Source organism: Myroides albus (assembly GCF_024722315.1).
Classification (GTDB): domain Bacteria; phylum Bacteroidota; class Bacteroidia; order Flavobacteriales; family Flavobacteriaceae; genus Flavobacterium; species Flavobacterium album_A.
The window spans coordinates 1,148,079-1,164,736 of sequence record NZ_CP102754.1 but is presented as its reverse complement, the minus strand read 5'-3'; the positions used below and the strand labels follow the sequence as shown (position 1 = coordinate 1,164,736).

Here is a 16,658-nt window from a genome sequence, read left to right as displayed (position 1 = left end):
CAACTGCTTTTTTGTTTGATATAAGCGATCTGTTATAAGAGGTTTCTTTGTAAAGTTATAATAATAGTTTTTTTGTCTTTGAATAGCTTGCTTTTTTTGAAGAGTGCTTCAATAATTTGGTCTTTTAATCAATAACCAAATAAATTATAATTATGAAGAAGCTATTTATGTTTTTAGCTGTTGCTGGTTTAGCGACATTTGGAGTGTCGTGTAGCAGTGATGATAATTCGTCCAATGAAGATAAAATGACCCATCAATTGATACTCAACGCAGATCGTGTTGACATAAAGGTAGGTGATAAGGTAAATTTTTATGTACAAGCAGATAGAAAGAATGTTGATGGAGCGAAGATTTTTATCAATGGAGAAGAGGCATCAAACGAATATGTATTTAATGAAAGTGGAACTTTTGAAGTTTATGCAAGTAAAGTAAATTTTAAAGATAGTTCTATTCTTAAGATAAATGTGGTAGCTGATGATGAAGAACCTAAACCAAGTAAGAGTTTCACTTTATCTGTTGATAAATCTGAAGTGAAATTGGGGGATGTTGTAACTTTTACAGCCAAAGATAATAAGGAAGATATTTTTGGGTTTACAGTTCAAATGGTAGGAGGAACAAAAATAAATGGAACGACTTGGACAGCAAATAAAGATGGAGTTGTTAAATTTGTAGCTACCAAAGAAGGATATAAAACTTCGAATGAAGTTTCTGTTAATGTATTGAAACAAGATACACCTATGCCAACTGAGAATTTTATTTCTTTGGGAAATAAAAGCATTGATTTAAAAGGAAGTGCTTTCTTTTATTTTAGTAAAGGTGGATCGGTTTATTCTGAAGTAATTGACGGTAAAACTTTTGTGCCTTTCATCATTAGAACATTTACTGTTAAGATTGATGACTCGATATCAGGAACAGAATATGAGAATTCTGGATCTTTATTGTTTTATGTAGAACAAGAAGAGAACTCAAAAGCCCTACGTTTACCATGGCAGGTTACGACTAATGAACAGATTGTTATCGTAGATTTTAGAGGGAAAGTTTCTGGTGTTGAATTTCAGGCTGATGAAAAAACTATGTATAGTATTCCTGTTTTTACTACTCCAAATAAAGATAACGGTAAAGGAAATGTAAAACTTGCTGTTAAGGGGACGGATAAAGTATCAGGAAATTCATTAGCATCTGATTTTGATGGTGAGTACCAAGCATATTATAAAATTGATTTGGATAATAGTAATGCGAAATCTATTAAAAACGAATTTAAAATAAGTAAAGAAGCATTATTTTCTTTAAACTTAAAATAGAAAAAAGAGCAGTTTTTTAACTGCTCTTTTTTTTGTTTATTGGTTTTATTTCTTATGTATTGTTAAGGATAATGATATTTGTTTGGTAATATTTAGAAATAACTTAATTATAATTGAATAGTTTATTTATTTGGAGTGCAGCTTTTATAATTTGGTCATTCAATCAATAACCAAATTAGAATCAATTATGAAGAAAATTTTTATGTTCATTTTCGTAGCGACTCTTGCTACGTTTGGAATATCATGTAGTAGTGATGATAACTCTACTGATGATAAGAAAGAGGAAAAACAATTAGTACTAAAAGCAGACAAGCTTGAAGTAAAAGTAGGTGAAGCAGTTAATTTTTCTGCAGAGTTAGACAATAAAAAGATTGATGGAGTGAAGATCCTTATCAATGACCAACCTGGTAGTCTAAAACACGTGTTTAAAGAAGCAGGTACTTTTAAAGTTGTAGCAACAAAAGCAGGTTATCGCAATAGTAATCCAATTAATGTAGTGGTAACTGAAAATGCAAACAAGATTATTTTGAAAGCAGATAAATCTAAGGTTGAAGTTGGAGAAAAAGTTACTTTCACTGCACAAGCAGGAGGAGCTGACTTAAAGGATTTCAAGGTTAGTTTTGCTGATGGAACAGAGATAAACGGAACAAGCTGGATAGCTGATAAAGCAGGAAGCTTTAAGTTCTTTGCATTCAAAGAAGGCTTAGAAAATTCTGATAATGTTGAAATTACTGTAACAGCGAAACCGATTGACTTGAAGTTAACTTTAGTTACTAATCCAAATGAGGTGTTTGCTGGTAAACCTTTTACTTTATCTATCGTTACGGGTAATACACCTGTTAAAGATGCGGTGTTACACGTGGATGGTGAGGCTCTTAATATTTTGTCTGATGATAATGGAGAGTTCAACCTTTATGGGCCTGCAGGAACAGTTACTTTTAGTGCAGAGTTTGAAGGAAGTTTTAGCAACGGTGTTGAGGTGACTATTAAGGAGGCTGAAAAAGTAGAAGCTAAAGGAAAAGGATCTTTTGAATTTAATGGTGCTACTCATCAAATTGAAGATAGCTATTTAGTGTTTTTTGGATTAGAGTATGCTGATGAGTCAAAAACAGAAGTAGTTGCTAGATGGCAAGTAGAAGTTGGATCTGGGGATTTGGCTGCAGTTTGTGTATTCAAAACGCCAGCTAAAAAAGTATCTGAAGGTTCATACTCACCAGACTTACCAAATGCTACAAATACAACTCCTCTTATTGCTGGAGTAATTAGAAATGGTAGTACTATTGGAGTTAGTAATTTGGATATGAAGTTTAAATTTGATGCTCAAGTAAATGCTAAGAACCTTTTTGAAGGTCATTACAAAGGAACTACAGCTCCAATGAATGATAAGCCATTCAGCATTGAATATGAAGGAGAGAGTTACTTTTTTGATGCTTCTGAAAATAGTGCTAACAAAACAAGGTCTACAAGTCGATTTGTTGAGGCAAATCAGAAAGTTAAGTCAAATATGATCTCAAAATTTGATAGAACAATTAGAACTTTTGTGAAGTAATAGTACATATTTTAATTATGCTGCCTCCACTCTTTTGAGTGGAGGTTTTTTTGTTTTGAATTTACTCTTAAAATGTTTGAAATCTTCTTGAAATTGTTCTTTCGCAATTGAATTGTTTTAGTTGTTTCAGTTCTCCTTTTATAATTTGCTTATTCAACCAAAAGTCAAATTAATAGATTATGAAGAAAATTTTTATGTTTATTGCTGTAGCAACTTTGGCTACATTCGGGTTATCGTGCAGTAGTGATGATAACTCCAAAGAGGTATCCACCCGACCAAGCCCATATTTCATAAGCTAACGTAAGGTAGTAAGTTTGCTTGAAATAATAAAGAGATGAGCAAACAAGAAATAATGTACTCTCATGTAGAGGATTGGAAAACAAGTGGATTAACGCAATCAAGATACTGTGAAAGTGTCGGAATTAAATTAGCAACCTTTAGTTATTGGGTGGTTAAGTATAAGGCAAAGTCAGAGTCAACGCAATTAGACAATAATTTTATAACTGTAACAAAAGGTCAAGTCATCAATACTCAGGAATATGAGATAGTATATCCCAATGGTGTAAAGTTACGTCTACAAACGGATAATCTTAGTGAACTATATTCATTAGTAAACTTAGTGTAATGTTTAGTTTGAGTAGTTCTAATCAATTTCATTTGTATAGACAAGCTTGTGATATGCGCAAGAGTTTTGATAGCCTTTGTGGACTTGTCCAGAATGAACTTAATCAAGTAGCTCATAGTGGAAGTGTCTATATATTTATCAATAGACGCTGTAATCAAATGAAGCTCTTGCATTGGGAAGCAGGAGGCTTTGTACTATACCACAAGCGCTTAGAACAAGGAACTTTTGCTTTTCCCACGCATAGTAAAGCTCAAATAAGTTGGACTGATTTAGTACTGATGATAGAGGGAATCCAGGTTATCAAAAGTAACCAAAAAAGGCGTTTTTTATTGAAGTAAAACAGGTTAAAACCTTGTATATTCTGGGCTTTTGACGTATTTTTACTTCATGGAAATAGACTTAGAAAACTTATCGAAAGAACAACTTTTGGCGCTTATAAAAAAGCAGTCTAAGACTATTTCCAAACAAGACAAAATAAATACTAAGTTAGAGCAAAAGACATCTAAGTTAGAGCAAAAGACATCTCAGCTAGAACAAGAAAAGCAAGAACTCCAACGCTTAGTAGATCTTTTACGACGCATGCAATTTGGACAAAAACGCGAGCGTTTCGAAGACCCTAATCAAACACAGTTACCTTTAGAGGTTCAGCAAGCAGTCCTGGAAGAACAAGAAGAAGTAATCAAACAAGAGATCACTTATTCTCGTCAGAAGAAAAAACATCCAGGAAGAGCTAAACTACCCGATCATTTACCTGTAGAAGAAATAGAAATCTACCCAGAGGGAGATTTATCTGATAAGATTTGCATTGGTAAAGAAACTACAGATGTCTTAGATTATGTTCCAGGTTACTTTAAAATAAAACGTTACATCCGATATAAATACGCCACGAAAGACAAAGACAATACGCAAATCAGTATTGCACTGCTTCCAGAGCGAATTATAGATAAAGGAATACCTTCTGAAGGATTATTATCTACAATACTTGTTGACAAATACGTAGATCACCTTCCGCTATATAGACAGAAGCAACGCTTTTCAAGAGAAAATATCGATATAGCTTCTTCTACTATAGATGGCTGGGCAGCTCAATGTATGGATGCTTTAAAACCACTATATGAAAAGCTTCTGCTGGACATCAAAAATGAAGGATATCTTCAAGTTGATGAAACCACCATCAAAGTCTTAGATGAGAAAAAGAAAGATAAATCTCATCTTGGGTATTATTGGGTGTATCACGCACCTATATCCAAACTCGTAATGTTCAATTACAGTCCCACACGTAGTGGTAGCGCTGCACTACCTGTATTAGAAAACTTCAAAGGATATCTGCAAACCGATGGTTATAGCGGATACAAAGCCTATGGAGCTAAGTCTGGTGTAGTTCATCTGGGCTGTTGGGCACACGCTCGTCGTGAGTTTGAAAGAGCTCTTGACAATGATAAGACAAAAGCACAGCATGTACTTGTAGAAATACAAAAACTATATGCTGTAGAAAGAAAAGCAAAAGAACAAAACTTAACCCCAGAGCAAATTAAAGAACTTCGATTAGAACAAAGCTTACCAATCATCAATGAACTGGGTAAATATATGTTTGTTCAAATGAAACTCGTACTTCCTAAAAGTCAAATAGGTAAAGCTTTTGCTTACTCACAAACTAGATGGGATAATCTTAGTGCGTACTTATATGATGGAAACTTACAGATAGACAATAATCTCATTGAAAATGTAATTAGACCAGTAGCTATTGGACGTAAAAACTATCTCTTTGCAGGATCACACGATGCAGCTCAAAGGGCGGCTATGGCGTATACGTTTTTTGCTAACTGCAAAAAGCACGATATTAATCCATACCAATGGCTTAAATATGTTCTAGAAAATATTCAATCTATCAACCACAAGAACATTACAGATTTATATCCTCATAACTATAAAACATTAAACTCAAACGTTGTAGAAGAATAATTATATCTCACAAGATGTACTTGCTCGGGTGCATACCCAAAGAGGAGAAAAAGGATGAAAAACAACTGGTATTAAAAGCTGATAAAACGGCTGTTACAGTCGGAGAAACCGTAAAGTTTTCGGTGCTTATTGACAATAAGGCTGTTGATGGTGCTAAGATTACCATAAATGGTGAAACAATTGGGGAAGAGCATGTTTTTAAAAAAGCGGGAACTTTTGTTGTAGTTGCTAAGAAAAAAGGCTTCTTGGATAGTGCCTCGGTTACAATCAACGTAACAGACTCAAATGGCAAGAAACAACTTGAGCTATCAACTGATGCTTCTGAGATTAAGATAGGGGAAGAAGTGTTGTTCTTTGTGAGAGAAAACGGTGTTCAAGTAAAGGATTTTAAAATTAAATCACTGCAAGGTAAAACTGTTGATAACAATAAATGGATCGCAGATGAAGCTGGTGAGTTTAAGTTTATAGCAACGAAGGAAGGTTATATAGATTCAAAGGAAGTAGTTGTTAGAGTTACGGAGAATGAGCAACCAGAGTTTGAAAGTTTTGTTACTTTAGGTAGTAAGACATATGAGTTGAGTTACGGACTATATGGTGTCGCTTGTTATGAAGATGGAAAGACGGCAGAAGGAAAACCTAATTATGTAAAAGCTATTTACACGTTGAAAGATGGTCGAAAAGTTTTTAGATATGTTTACCAAATGTACAAAGGTCAGAATACTGATGAAGATTATGATAACGCTTGGGAAGAAGGTGGTGTGATTCAAGGAATGGTTTTTTATATAGAGGCTAAGAACCAAGAATCTTCCCCTTTGAATACTCTTGCGTCTGAATGGTTATGGGGAGATATGTACACTATAATAGATGGAGATATAGATTATACAGATCCAGATGATAGTTCTGATTTATATGTAGGATATGATGTGAGTGAAGACGGTGTGTTTTCTGTAGGAATTGGTTCAACAGGTACTTACACTTCACCAAGTATGACTAAATTTAATGTGAACTATTCTGGTGTATTAGAGGGAGCTTATGTGTTTATTGTATCAAAACCAAGCACAAATAGTATAACAAATATTAAAGCTAAAGGACCTAAAGGAAAGCTTAAAGCAATTAAATAATCAGTTTATTAATTGAATTAGAAAGAGATAACCTCCATAGAGGTTATCTCTTTTTTTAGTTGATTATTGTAATTAATTAGCAATATATAATTGATTTGATGTAGGTTTGGATATAATAAGTATTGTTATTTTGTAAACAACCATTCATTGAATAAAAAGATTTGATTATGAAAAAAATACTCTCATTGATACTAATTGCTTTAGTGTGTTTTATGTCTGTATCGTGTAGTAGCGATGATAGTAATAATGATAATACTACTAATGAAATTCAGTTGATTATACAAGCAAGTAATTACAATGTTAAAGTTGGAGAATCCGTTGTTTTTACAGTAAAAGCAAATGATAAGAAAGTTAATGATGCAAAGATTTATATGGATCATCAGGAGATTGGTTATACAAAGATATTTGATAAACCTGGTCGGTATAATGTCATAGCAAAAAGAGAAGGAATGATTGATTCTGAGTTGATTACAGTTGTTGTTTTAGATGTTGATACTCCAGCAGTTAATTTCATCTCAGTAGGCAGTAAGACTTATAATATAGCGTCATCATTCACAAGACTTTATGCAGAGACTGTACAATACGAAGGAGAGAATTTAGTTCGAGTATACGAACTTGAAACGAGTACTGGTCTTGTAAAGTTCTGTAGGTATGTTGTTGAAGTTCGAACGTCTGATTTTGAGGTAAATAGTGATAAATCTATTAAAGGGGCTTTATCTCGTATATATAAAATTGTACTTCAAAACGAAGATAGCAATGAGTTAATTTACCCTGGTGTCCCTGGTGCAGAGGAAATCGATATCAATGGGTTCATTGTGTCTGAATCAGGAAATGTTGAGTTTAAGGACGATGCAATTGAATTGTTAGATATTAAATTAAAAGCATTTAGAGATGAGTCAGGCAAAGTCAGTATTGATATTAAAGCAGCGGACAATAGTGTGAACTACGCAGGTAGTATTTCTTCTATGTATGCTATTGATACTTCTAAGGATGATCGCTCAAAGCATTTGAAAGGCAATACTTCACTCACTGAATTTAGTTTCGACGAGCAGTTATCCTGTATCCCTGTTTTAAGCAAGGGAAAATAGATTTTAAGAGATATTGTTAGTAGTAATAAGGTGTTATCTAAAGAGTCTTTTCAGGCTCTTTTTTTAGTACCGTTATTTAAAATATTTAGCGATTTATTTACTTAATATTAGAGTGTTTTTGAGAATATAATAATGTAAGTAGCTGATTTTATTATTAGTTGTGTAAGATTTTAAATGGAGGAGTTATTGCCTTTTTTTGGAAGAAGTAAGTGTTTGTTATGAGGTATAAAACAAGCAATAATAAAGAGTAAATACAAATGAATTATTTTACATTTTCTTTTATCAATGTTTGATTAATTTAAAAATTCAAAGAAAGCAGTACGAGTAAGCATTTCTATTGGGTTTAGAATTTAGATAATGATACAATATGTCACATATGCTTTGAAAAGTAAAATTATAATAGTTTGAAAATGTTTAAATTTATATAGAGAGAAGAACCAAATTATATATAAAGATGAAAAAAATTTTAATGTTATTCCTACTTGGTATTAGTAGCTTTTTTCTATGGACCTGTTCTAAAGATAGTGACTCAGATGAACGTGAAAATGCGAAGTTATTTGTTGAAGTAAACGCTTATGACGTAAAGGTAGGAGAAAAGGTTTACTTTACAGTTACTGCTAATAACATAGCAATTAAAGATGCTAAGTTATATATGAGAGAGCAACAGATATCTAATCCATATCAGTTTAAAGAAGAAGGAGTGTATAATGTATTTGCAAGAAAAAGCGGTTATGATCAGAGTGACAATGTGACAATTAGAGTGGTAAGTGACAATATTCAAGCTATTGATTTGACAGTGGACAAAAGTAGTATTTACGTTGGAGAAACGGTGACTTTCAGTGCCAAGACAGGAAACGATATATTGAGTAATGTAACTATTAAAGATCAAAATGGCTCACAAGTCGAAGGTGTTAAATGGACTGCTAATCAATCTGGTAAGTTTAAGTTTGTAGCAACCAAAGATGGTTATAAGATGTCCAGAACTGTTGAAGTAGAAGTCAAAGAACGACCTAAAGGGGAGCCGAATACTATTTACATTAACAATAAGGTTTATACGATTGATACCAACCGTACACTCTTGTATGCCGAAACGATAAAAGGTGCTGATGATGTAGATCTTGTAAAATTGAATAAGACTACGACATCTGAAGGTGAAGTAATTACTTTTGCAACTTATTTCATTGATGTAGTAAGTGAAGATTTTGCCGTTGAAGGTAATACTGTTGTATCAGGTGCCATAGCGAGAATTTGGAAAGTAATCATTCAAGAAGAGAATCCTGAGGTAGCAATTTATCCTGGTGAGAATGAAATGTTGGAAATTGACTTACAGGGACTTATCGTTTCTTCAGATCACCAAGAGACAATGAATACAAATGATATTAAGAAGTTTAGTGTTCTCCTTCGTGATTTTATTGATCATAATGGTTTTGTATCACTTAATGTCATTAATACTTTTGCAGGGGTGATTTACGATGGTAGAGTACAATCTATGATGTCTTATGATGTGACAGAGTCAAGAGCTAATCTATCCCTTGAATTTAAAGATAACCGCAAGACAGTGCAATTTTCTAAGGACTATTTCAAAACTTTGACATTCCCAAAAGAGTATAAGAAATTAGAAAGTCGTAAACTTTTGAGTAAATAAGTAAACTAATAAAAAAAGCACGTTGTGAATTTACAACGTGCTTTTTAATACCTTCTTATTTTGTAGGAGGAAAAGTAGATAAGACTTTTTGAGCAAACTCTTTAATTCTCTCCTCTTTTTTTTCTGATTTTTGATTTGGCGTAATCAATCCCATTCCGGTTCCTTGCCAAACTAAGCTCTTGCTTTTAGTATCAAATATATCGATGTATAAAGTACCTTCTATATGAGTAGAAATATTTGTGTTTTGCGGTCCCCAATAAGGTCCATATCCATAATAACCCCATGGGCTATAGTAATTACTGTGAGTGACATTTACGTTTTTAGTTGCTAAAGTGAAAATACTGATTACAAAATCAGGATTGTCATTCGACTTAACAAAACCTTTTGCAGTTAATTCAGCATCAATTGAATTTAGGATACGCTTTTTGTCTATGTCATTAATTTGTGCAGCATCGACACCTTCTTTTAAGAAAGCATAAGTTTTGTAAGCTGTAAAGTTAGCTGACTTATCGTAATCTGTGTTTACTCTGACACTGCTACAGGCAGCAGTCAAAAGCAAAGCAAATGCAATGGGAATAAACTTAATCAATTTCATATCTAACGTTTTTTTAGTTGTTTACTTTAATAAACTTTCGTCAACAAGATTTGGAATAGTCACTTTTAATAAAGGTTCAACTTCCATCGCACGTTTAATTGCAAATATAGCCTCGTCATTGCGAGCCCAACTTCTACGAGCGATTCCATTATTTACATCCCAAAACAACATTGACTCTAATCTTTTTTGCGCTTCAACTGTACCATCAAGTAACATGCCAAATCCACCATTAATCACTTCTCCCCAGCCTACACCGCCACCATTGTGAATAGATACCCATGTAGCACCTCTAAAGCTATCGCCAATCACATTGTGTATCGCCATATCAGCTGTAAACTTTGATCCATCATAGATATTTGAGGTTTCTCTATATGGGGAATCTGTACCTGATACATCGTGATGGTCTCTACCGAGAACAACAGGTCCTATTTTGCCCGCTTTGATAGCGTCATTAAACGCTTTAGCAATGTTAATTCGCCCTTCTGCGTCTGCATATAAGATACGTGCTTGCGAACCGACAACTAATTTATTCTCTTGAGCTCCTTTTATCCAACGGATATTATCCGCCATTTGTTGTTGTATTTCTTTTGGAGAGTTTTTTATCATCTCCTCTAATACCTCACAAGCAATCTCATCTGTCTTGGCTAAGTCCTCTGGTTTACCAGAAGTACAAACCCATCTAAATGGACCAAACCCGTAATCAAAACACATTGGACCCATAATATCTTGTACATAACTTGGGTATTTAAAATCAATATTATTGGGTGCCATCACATCAGCCCCTGCTCTTGATGCCTCGAGTAAGAATGCATTTCCATAGTCAAAAAAGTAGGTGCCTTTTGCCGTGTGTTTATTGATAGCAGTAGCTTGTCGTCTCAGTGATTCTTGTACTAATTCTTTAAATCGAGAAGGATTATTAGCCATAAGGTCATTAGCATCTTCAAATGACACTCCTACAGGGTAGTATCCTCCAGCCCAAGGGTTGTGTAATGATGTTTGATCTGATCCTAAGTCAATGTATAAATCTTGTTTATCAAATTCTTCCCATATATCCACGACATTTCCTTGATAGGCAATAGAAACAACTTCTTTGTTCTGTTGTGCTTTTTTAACGCGTACAACCAATTCGTTTATATCAGTAATCACTTCGTCTACCCATCCTTGAGAATGTCTTGTATGTACAGCTTTTGGGTTAACTTCAGCACAAACTGTAATGCACCCCGCAATATTTCCAGCTTTTGGTTGCGCCCCACTCATACCTCCTAATCCTGAAGTAACAAATAGTTTTCCCGCTAATCCCTCTCCATTCTTAGAGATTTTTCTACCGCCATTCAACACAGTAATCGTCGTTCCGTGTACAATACCCTGTGGACCTATGTACATATAACTTCCTGCAGTCATTTGTCCGTATTGTGTTACACCTAAGGCATTAAACTTTTCCCAATCATCTGGTTTAGAATAATTAGGGATCATCATACCGTTTGTAACGACTACTCTCGGAGCGTTTTTATGAGAAGGGAATAGTCCCATAGGGTGACCTGAGTACATAACTAAGGTTTGTTCATCTGTCATTTCTGACAAGTATTTCATCGTCAGAAGATACTGTGCCCAGTTTGAAAATACAGCTCCATTACCACCATAGGTAATTAACTCATGTGGATGTTGGGCTACTGCATAGTCAAGGTTGTTCTGTATCATTAACATGATAGCTCTTGCCTGTAGGGAGTTACCTGGGTATTCCTCAATAGGACGAGCATACATCTTATAGTCAGGTCGAAATCGATACATGTAAATTCGACCATATTTTTCAAGTTCTTCTTTAAACTCTGGAATTAGTGTAGCGTGGTGCTTGCTATCAAAGTATCTCAAAGCATTTTTCAGCGCTAATATTCTCTCTTCATTGCTTAAGATTTCCTTTCTCTTTGGTGCGTGATTTACACTAATGTCATAAGTTTTTGGTTGAGGTAATTCACTTGGAATACCTTGTTTTATAAGTTCTTGAAATGTCATTACAATAGTTTTGTTTAGTTTTGATAATTATATGGACTAAGACATCACATAATGCAGAGTATTTTTTACTTTTGCCGTAGTTGTGACATTTAATCGCAATGTTTAATTTCTTGGCTGTAAGATAATAATAATTTGTTTTATTTCTATTCTTATATCGGATTGATACCCTTGAAATTAATAATAAAACACCTTTAATATTTCGTATTTAACATTACTTTAGATTTAAAGTTTGGGTAATGGCAATTTTAAAGCGTGTGTAAGCGTTAAATTTCTATATATTGTATATTTAGTTTGGGTTTTATTTTCTGAAATATGTTTGAGAAAGAAAAGGTGTATAATGAAGAATTGCTGTTAAATCTCCCCAAGGGGATTCAACTAATTGTTAAGCGGGAAGACTTATTGCACCCAGAAGTATCGGGTAATAAATTTCGCAAATTAAAATACAATATAGCTGAAGCTAAGCGGTTAGGATATAGCAAACTTTTAACTTTTGGAGGAGCCTATTCTAATCATATTGCTGCAACAGCCGCTGCTGGACGTATTTTAGGATTACAGACAATAGGAGTGATAAGAGGAGAGGAGCTCAAGACTAAGTACAAGGATAACCCTACGCTATTTAAAGCGGAGCAAGATGGAATGTTGTTTGAGTTTGTAACGCGAACGCAGTATAGAGAGAAGAGTGACCGGTCCTTTGTCAATTACCTTGAACAAGTGTATGGCGACTTTTATTTGGTACCCGAAGGAGGGACAAATGAGTTGGCTATTAGAGGTACAGAGGAAATATTAAAAGAGGAAGACAAAGTCTTTGATTATATTTGTTGTGCGGCAGGTACTGGAGGTACAGTAGCGGGAATTATCAATGCCTCTACTGAACGACAACAAGTTTTGGGTTTTCCTGCTCTAAAGGGTGATTTTCTGTTTGATGAAATTAGAAAGTATACAAATAGGACAAATTGGGATCTCATTTTAGATTATCACTTTGGAGGCTATGGCAAAGTGACTCAGGAGTTGATTGATTTCTTGTTGAATATAGAGAAAAAGACAGGAGTATTGTTTGATCCGATCTATAATGGGAAAATGCTATTTGGTGTACTCAAAATGATTGAGCAAGACAAATTTCCCGAAAATAGCAAAATACTGCTCATCCATTCTGGTGGGTTGCAAGGTTGGAATGATATTATAAAAGGTGAATAAGTAATATATGTTGAAAAAGGTTTTATTGTTAACAAGCATTCTTTTGCTTGTAAGTTGTGGTTCAAAGAGGAGTACTCTATCTGGGAAGAAAGTACGCACAAAGGAGCTTGTTTCTAAGGAACAATACAGAGCTGATTTGCGCAAAAAAGAGGAACATAAACAGGCGAAAACAACGGAGTACAAACGCGTAACAAGTAATAGCGATCAATCGCAAGTGTTAGACGCGACGTCTTCTGTCGTTGTCACTACTGATCTAATTCAAAATTATATTCTGACTTACAAAGGTATTGCACAAGACAATATGGTGAATCATGGTATCCCGGCGAGTATTACTTTAGCTCAAGGCGTTTTAGAGTCTGGTTCAGGACAGGGAACACTTAGCCGCAATGCCAATAATCACTTTGGTATTAAGTGTCATAAAGGATGGGAAGGACCTTCTGTACGACATACAGATGATGCACCTGATGAATGTTTTAGAAAGTACGACTCACCAGCCGAATCATATCGAGATCACTCTATGTTTTTGGTAGGGAGAAGTCGATACAGCGATTTGTTTACACTGCCTAAAGACGACTATAAGGGATGGGCAAGAGGATTAAAGAAAGCAGGATATGCTACAGATCCAAAGTATGCAGATAAATTAATTAGCCTTATAGAGCGTTATTCACTGAGTGATTACGATAAGGAAATGATGGATATTATGGGATTGCAAAGTGGCGTTTACGAAGATACTTATGTAGAAACGCAGCCTGTTATCCCTCAAACAAAAGTAACTACAAGTAGCAAAAAAAGTCATGTAGTTAAGAAAGGAGATACATTGTATTCTATCTCCAAAAAATATAATATGACTGTTTCTGAACTTCAAAAAATGAATAAGATGTCGGGAACAGCTTTGTCAATTGGTCAAATCTTAAAAATAAAATAATTATGTTGTATCAAAGAAGTAGTCAGTTATTTGCTGAAGCTGAGAAAGTAATTCCCGGTGGTGTTAATTCGCCTGTAAGAGCTTTTAAATCTGTTGGAGGTACACCGATTTTTGTAAAGAAAGCGAAAGGGGCTTACTTGTATGATGAAGATGGGAATCGCTTGATTGATTATATCAACTCATGGGGGCCTATGATTTTGGGACATGCTTATGAGCCAGTAGTTAATGCTGTGATTGAAAAAGCAAAATTAGGGACTTCATTTGGTATGCCTACTGAGATTGAAACGAAAATAGCTGAATTAGCTGTGTCAATGGTACCTAATATCGACAAGATACGATTTGTAAATTCTGGTACAGAAGCTTGTATGAGTGCGATTCGCTTAGCTCGTGGTTTTACGAGTAGAGAGAAGATAATCAAATTTAAGGGATGTTATCACGGGCATTCAGATTCATTCTTGATTTCGGCAGGAAGTGGAGCAGTGACTTTTGGATCGCCTAATAGTCCTGGTGTTACGCAGGGAACAGCCAAAGACACTTTACTTGCTATTTACAATGATTTAGCAAACGTACGTGCTATTTTGGAAGCAAACAAAGAGGAAGTAGCTGCGATTATCGTAGAACCTGTAGCGGGGAATATGGGGTGTGTGCCTCCGAAAAAGGGCTTTTTAGAAGGTTTAAGAGCACTGTGTGATGAGTTTGGAGCATTGCTTATCTTTGATGAGGTTATGACTGGATTTAGGCTTGCAAGAGGTGGAGCTCAAGAATTGTTTAAGGTAAATGCTGATTTAGTTACTTTTGGAAAAGTGATTGGAGGAGGATTGCCTGTAGGAGCTTTTGCAGGTCGTGCTGAAATCATGAATTACTTAGCTCCAGTTGGCCCTGTTTATCAAGCTGGTACGCTATCTGGTAATCCATTAGCAATGGCTGCTGGTTTAACTATGTTGCAGGAAATCGAGAAAGATTTAGAATTGTTCTCTCGCTTAGAGGAGAAAACTGCTTATTTAGAGAAAGGTCTTCGTCGTGTGTTAGAAGCTAATCACGTAGATCATACAATTAATCGCGTAGGGTCAATGATATCAGTGTTTTTCGACAAAAGAGAAGTCGTTGATTTTGATACCGCAGGGTATGGTCACAATGATACTTTTAACAAGTTTTTCCACGGCTTACTTGCAGAAGGTGTCTATATTGCTCCATCTTCTTATGAAACGTGGTTTATTACTGATGCGCTGACTTATGAAGATTTAGATTATACAATTAACGCGGTAAATAAGATTTTTGCTTAAGTTCTACTGAAGCGATTTAAAATACAAACTGAGAGGTAATCACTGTGTAGTGGTTACCTCTTTTTTGTTGTGATAAGAAAGGCTGAACCATTGTGAAAAACTTTACTGTTTTAAATAGCTAAAAGAGAAAGAAAAAGCAATAGAAGAAAAAAACAAGCGACACGAACTTGTATCGTTGCAATTGGAGTATAAAAACAAGTACATAGTTATAAGTGGGATTGTATATAATATCTGTACAACTATATTAGGACGAGACAGGGATTTTAGGGGGTGGTCGGCTTGTGGTCGGCATATGATCGCATAGTGGTCGCATAGTGGTCGCATACTTTATGCGCAAAAGTATGCGACCACTATGCGATCACCCTGTGACTGCTATGCTATCAATTCCTCCGAAATAGCCAATGTGAGAGGATTGTTTCAAAGTGGATTTAAGAAATAAGTTGTCTTGATAAGCACTAAATTTTATATAAAAAAGATGCTCGTGGAGCATCTGTATTGGGATTGTTCGTTAAAAATCAAGTTTTAATTGATCGGGAAGCAGTTTGAATGACTTTCTGTGATACTTACAAGGTCCAAATTTTGCTATGGCTTCTCTGTGTTCTTTTGTAGGGTATCCTTTGTTTTTCTTCCAATTGTACATGGGAAATTCCTCGTGAATTTGATCCATATAGTCATCTCTATATGTTTTAGCTAAGATAGAGGCAGCTGCGAGGCTAAGGTATTTCATATCGCCTTTGACAATGCACTCATAGGGCAATTCGGGAATGGGTGTAAATTTATTTCCGTCAATAATGAGAAATTCAGGTTTGGGTGTCAGAGCTAAGACAGATTGCTGCATAGCTAAGATAGAAGCATGCAGGATGTTGATTTCTTCAATTGTATCCTCATATATGTGAGTAACCTTATACGTCAATGCCTTTTCTTCAATCACTTGTCTTAGTGAATACCTGAGTTTCGCTGTAATTTTCTTTGAGTCATTAACAAATTCGTTTTCAAAATCTTCTGGTAGGATTACTGCAGCAGCCGTTACAGGACCAGCAATACATCCTCTACCTGCTTCATCAGTACCCGCTTCTAAGATTAATCCTGAATAATTTTTTAGTAACATTTTATAAAAGGTTTGTGAAACAAAGATAGAAAGAGATTGAGGCATATGAAGATTTTATTAGGTTAGTGTAATGTTAAAATTAAGTTTTGTTTAAGGTAAATCGGGTCTATGGAAAGTTTTTTTAGTTAAAAGTATTCTCGTTTTTTTATTTTGTTTGTGATAATATCACTTTTTGCGAATTACATATGTTTATTTATTCTTGTGTAGAGATGTTTTTTATATAATAATTTAGAAGTTTTAAGTATTTTATAT

14 protein-coding genes are annotated in these 16,658 nt (G+C 34.7%); 11 read left to right on the top strand and 3 right to left on the bottom strand.

Translation table 11 applies throughout. The features are described 5' to 3' along the window. Window positions 1-152: 152 nt before the first annotated feature. From NWE55_RS05460 to NWE55_RS05425, 8 genes are all read left to right on the top strand, one after another. Window positions 153-1,301 (top strand): hypothetical protein, encoded by a 1,149-nt coding sequence (locus NWE55_RS05460; protein WP_155093083.1) that lies wholly within the window; start codon window positions 153-155, stop codon window positions 1,299-1,301. 187 nt (window positions 1,302-1,488) lie between these two features. Then, a complete protein-coding gene (locus NWE55_RS05455; protein ID WP_258204650.1) occupies window positions 1,489-2,850 on the top strand; it encodes a hypothetical protein in 1,362 nt (453 codons plus the stop codon). A 334-nt stretch (window positions 2,851-3,184) separates the two neighbouring features. After that, window positions 3,185-3,475 (top strand): IS66 family insertion sequence element accessory protein TnpA, encoded by a 291-nt coding sequence (gene tnpA / locus NWE55_RS05450; protein ID WP_058699130.1) that lies wholly within the window; start codon window positions 3,185-3,187, stop codon window positions 3,473-3,475. Further along, on the top strand, window positions 3,475-3,813 hold the full coding sequence (gene tnpB / locus NWE55_RS05445; RefSeq protein WP_081048718.1) for an IS66 family insertion sequence element accessory protein TnpB: 339 nt from the start codon (window positions 3,475-3,477) through the stop codon (window positions 3,811-3,813). The genes tnpA and tnpB overlap by 1 nt, the downstream gene beginning before the upstream one ends. 49 nt (window positions 3,814-3,862) lie before the next feature. Continuing rightward, entirely contained in the window at window positions 3,863-5,437 is a 1,575-nt protein-coding gene (gene tnpC, locus NWE55_RS05440) for an IS66 family transposase (protein WP_058699129.1), read from the top strand. 14 nt (window positions 5,438-5,451) lie between these two features. Further along, window positions 5,452-6,558, top strand: coding sequence for a hypothetical protein (locus tag NWE55_RS05435; protein ID WP_258204649.1), 1,107 nt, complete (start codon window positions 5,452-5,454; stop codon window positions 6,556-6,558). Between the two features lie 167 nt (window positions 6,559-6,725). Next, complete coding sequence (locus tag NWE55_RS05430) at window positions 6,726-7,646, top strand: hypothetical protein (protein ID WP_258204648.1); 921 nt, start codon at window positions 6,726-6,728, stop codon at window positions 7,644-7,646. A 454-nt stretch (window positions 7,647-8,100) separates the two neighbouring features. Then, the gene (locus tag NWE55_RS05425; protein ID WP_155092794.1) at window positions 8,101-9,291 is read left to right on the top strand and encodes a hypothetical protein; all 1,191 of its coding nucleotides are present in this window, start codon (window positions 8,101-8,103) and stop codon (window positions 9,289-9,291) included. A gap of 55 nt (window positions 9,292-9,346) precedes the next feature. Here the strand turns inward: NWE55_RS05425 and NWE55_RS05420 are convergent, their stop codons facing one another. Then, window positions 9,347-9,886, bottom strand: a complete 540-nt coding sequence (locus tag NWE55_RS05420) for a DUF4136 domain-containing protein (protein ID WP_155092795.1) — start codon at window positions 9,884-9,886, stop codon at window positions 9,347-9,349. A 21-nt stretch (window positions 9,887-9,907) separates the two neighbouring features. Further along, window positions 9,908-11,896: a urocanate hydratase gene (gene hutU / locus NWE55_RS05415; RefSeq protein WP_155092796.1), complete on the bottom strand. Its 1,989-nt coding sequence runs from the start codon at window positions 11,894-11,896 to the stop codon at window positions 9,908-9,910. Between the two features lie 312 nt (window positions 11,897-12,208). Here hutU and NWE55_RS05410 point away from each other — a divergent pair, with 312 nt between their 5' ends. The 3 genes from NWE55_RS05410 to hemL are packed head-to-tail and all read left to right on the top strand — an operon-like array spanning window position 12,209 to window position 15,298. Then, window positions 12,209-13,090, top strand: coding sequence for a 1-aminocyclopropane-1-carboxylate deaminase/D-cysteine desulfhydrase (locus NWE55_RS05410; protein WP_155092797.1), 882 nt, complete (start codon window positions 12,209-12,211; stop codon window positions 13,088-13,090). 7 nt (window positions 13,091-13,097) lie between these two features. Continuing rightward, complete coding sequence (locus NWE55_RS05405; protein WP_155092798.1) at window positions 13,098-14,015, top strand: glucosaminidase domain-containing protein; 918 nt, start codon at window positions 13,098-13,100, stop codon at window positions 14,013-14,015. A gap of 2 nt (window positions 14,016-14,017) precedes the next feature. After that, window positions 14,018-15,298 carry a glutamate-1-semialdehyde 2,1-aminomutase gene (hemL, locus tag NWE55_RS05400; protein ID WP_155092799.1) on the top strand — a complete coding sequence of 427 codons (1,281 nt, stop codon included), beginning with the start codon at window positions 14,018-14,020 and terminating at the stop codon, window positions 15,296-15,298. A 508-nt stretch (window positions 15,299-15,806) separates the two neighbouring features. Here hemL and rnhB read toward each other — a convergent pair. Beyond that, a complete protein-coding gene (gene rnhB / locus NWE55_RS05395; RefSeq protein ID WP_155092800.1) occupies window positions 15,807-16,406 on the bottom strand; it encodes a ribonuclease HII in 600 nt (199 codons plus the stop codon). Window positions 16,407-16,658: the final 252 nt, after the last annotated feature.

Excerpts from the sequence above, each read along its gene's own strand:
- NWE55_RS05410 (WP_155092797.1), top strand. The coding sequence starts at position 12,209 with ATGTTTGAGAAAGAAAAGGTGTATAATGAAGAATTGCTGTTAAATCTC.
- rnhB (WP_155092800.1), bottom strand. The coding sequence starts at position 16,406 with ATGTTACTAAAAAATTATTCAGGATTAATCTTAGAAGCGGGTACTGAT.
- hemL (WP_155092799.1), top strand. The coding sequence starts at position 14,018 with ATGTTGTATCAAAGAAGTAGTCAGTTATTTGCTGAAGCTGAGAAAGTA.
- NWE55_RS05405 (WP_155092798.1), top strand. The coding sequence starts at position 13,098 with ATGTTGAAAAAGGTTTTATTGTTAACAAGCATTCTTTTGCTTGTAAGT.
- NWE55_RS05430 (WP_258204648.1), top strand. The coding sequence starts at position 6,726 with ATGAAAAAAATACTCTCATTGATACTAATTGCTTTAGTGTGTTTTATG.
- NWE55_RS05455 (WP_258204650.1), top strand. The coding sequence starts at position 1,489 with ATGAAGAAAATTTTTATGTTCATTTTCGTAGCGACTCTTGCTACGTTT.
- NWE55_RS05425 (WP_155092794.1), top strand. The coding sequence starts at position 8,101 with ATGAAAAAAATTTTAATGTTATTCCTACTTGGTATTAGTAGCTTTTTT.
- NWE55_RS05435 (WP_258204649.1), top strand. The coding sequence starts at position 5,452 with ATGTACTTGCTCGGGTGCATACCCAAAGAGGAGAAAAAGGATGAAAAA.
- hutU (WP_155092796.1), bottom strand. The coding sequence starts at position 11,896 with ATGACATTTCAAGAACTTATAAAACAAGGTATTCCAAGTGAATTACCT.
- NWE55_RS05420 (WP_155092795.1), bottom strand. The coding sequence starts at position 9,886 with ATGAAATTGATTAAGTTTATTCCCATTGCATTTGCTTTGCTTTTGACT.
- NWE55_RS05460 (WP_155093083.1), top strand. The coding sequence starts at position 153 with ATGAAGAAGCTATTTATGTTTTTAGCTGTTGCTGGTTTAGCGACATTT.
- tnpB (WP_081048718.1), top strand. The coding sequence starts at position 3,475 with ATGTTTAGTTTGAGTAGTTCTAATCAATTTCATTTGTATAGACAAGCT.
- tnpC (WP_058699129.1), top strand. The coding sequence starts at position 3,863 with ATGGAAATAGACTTAGAAAACTTATCGAAAGAACAACTTTTGGCGCTT.
- tnpA (WP_058699130.1), top strand. The coding sequence starts at position 3,185 with ATGAGCAAACAAGAAATAATGTACTCTCATGTAGAGGATTGGAAAACA.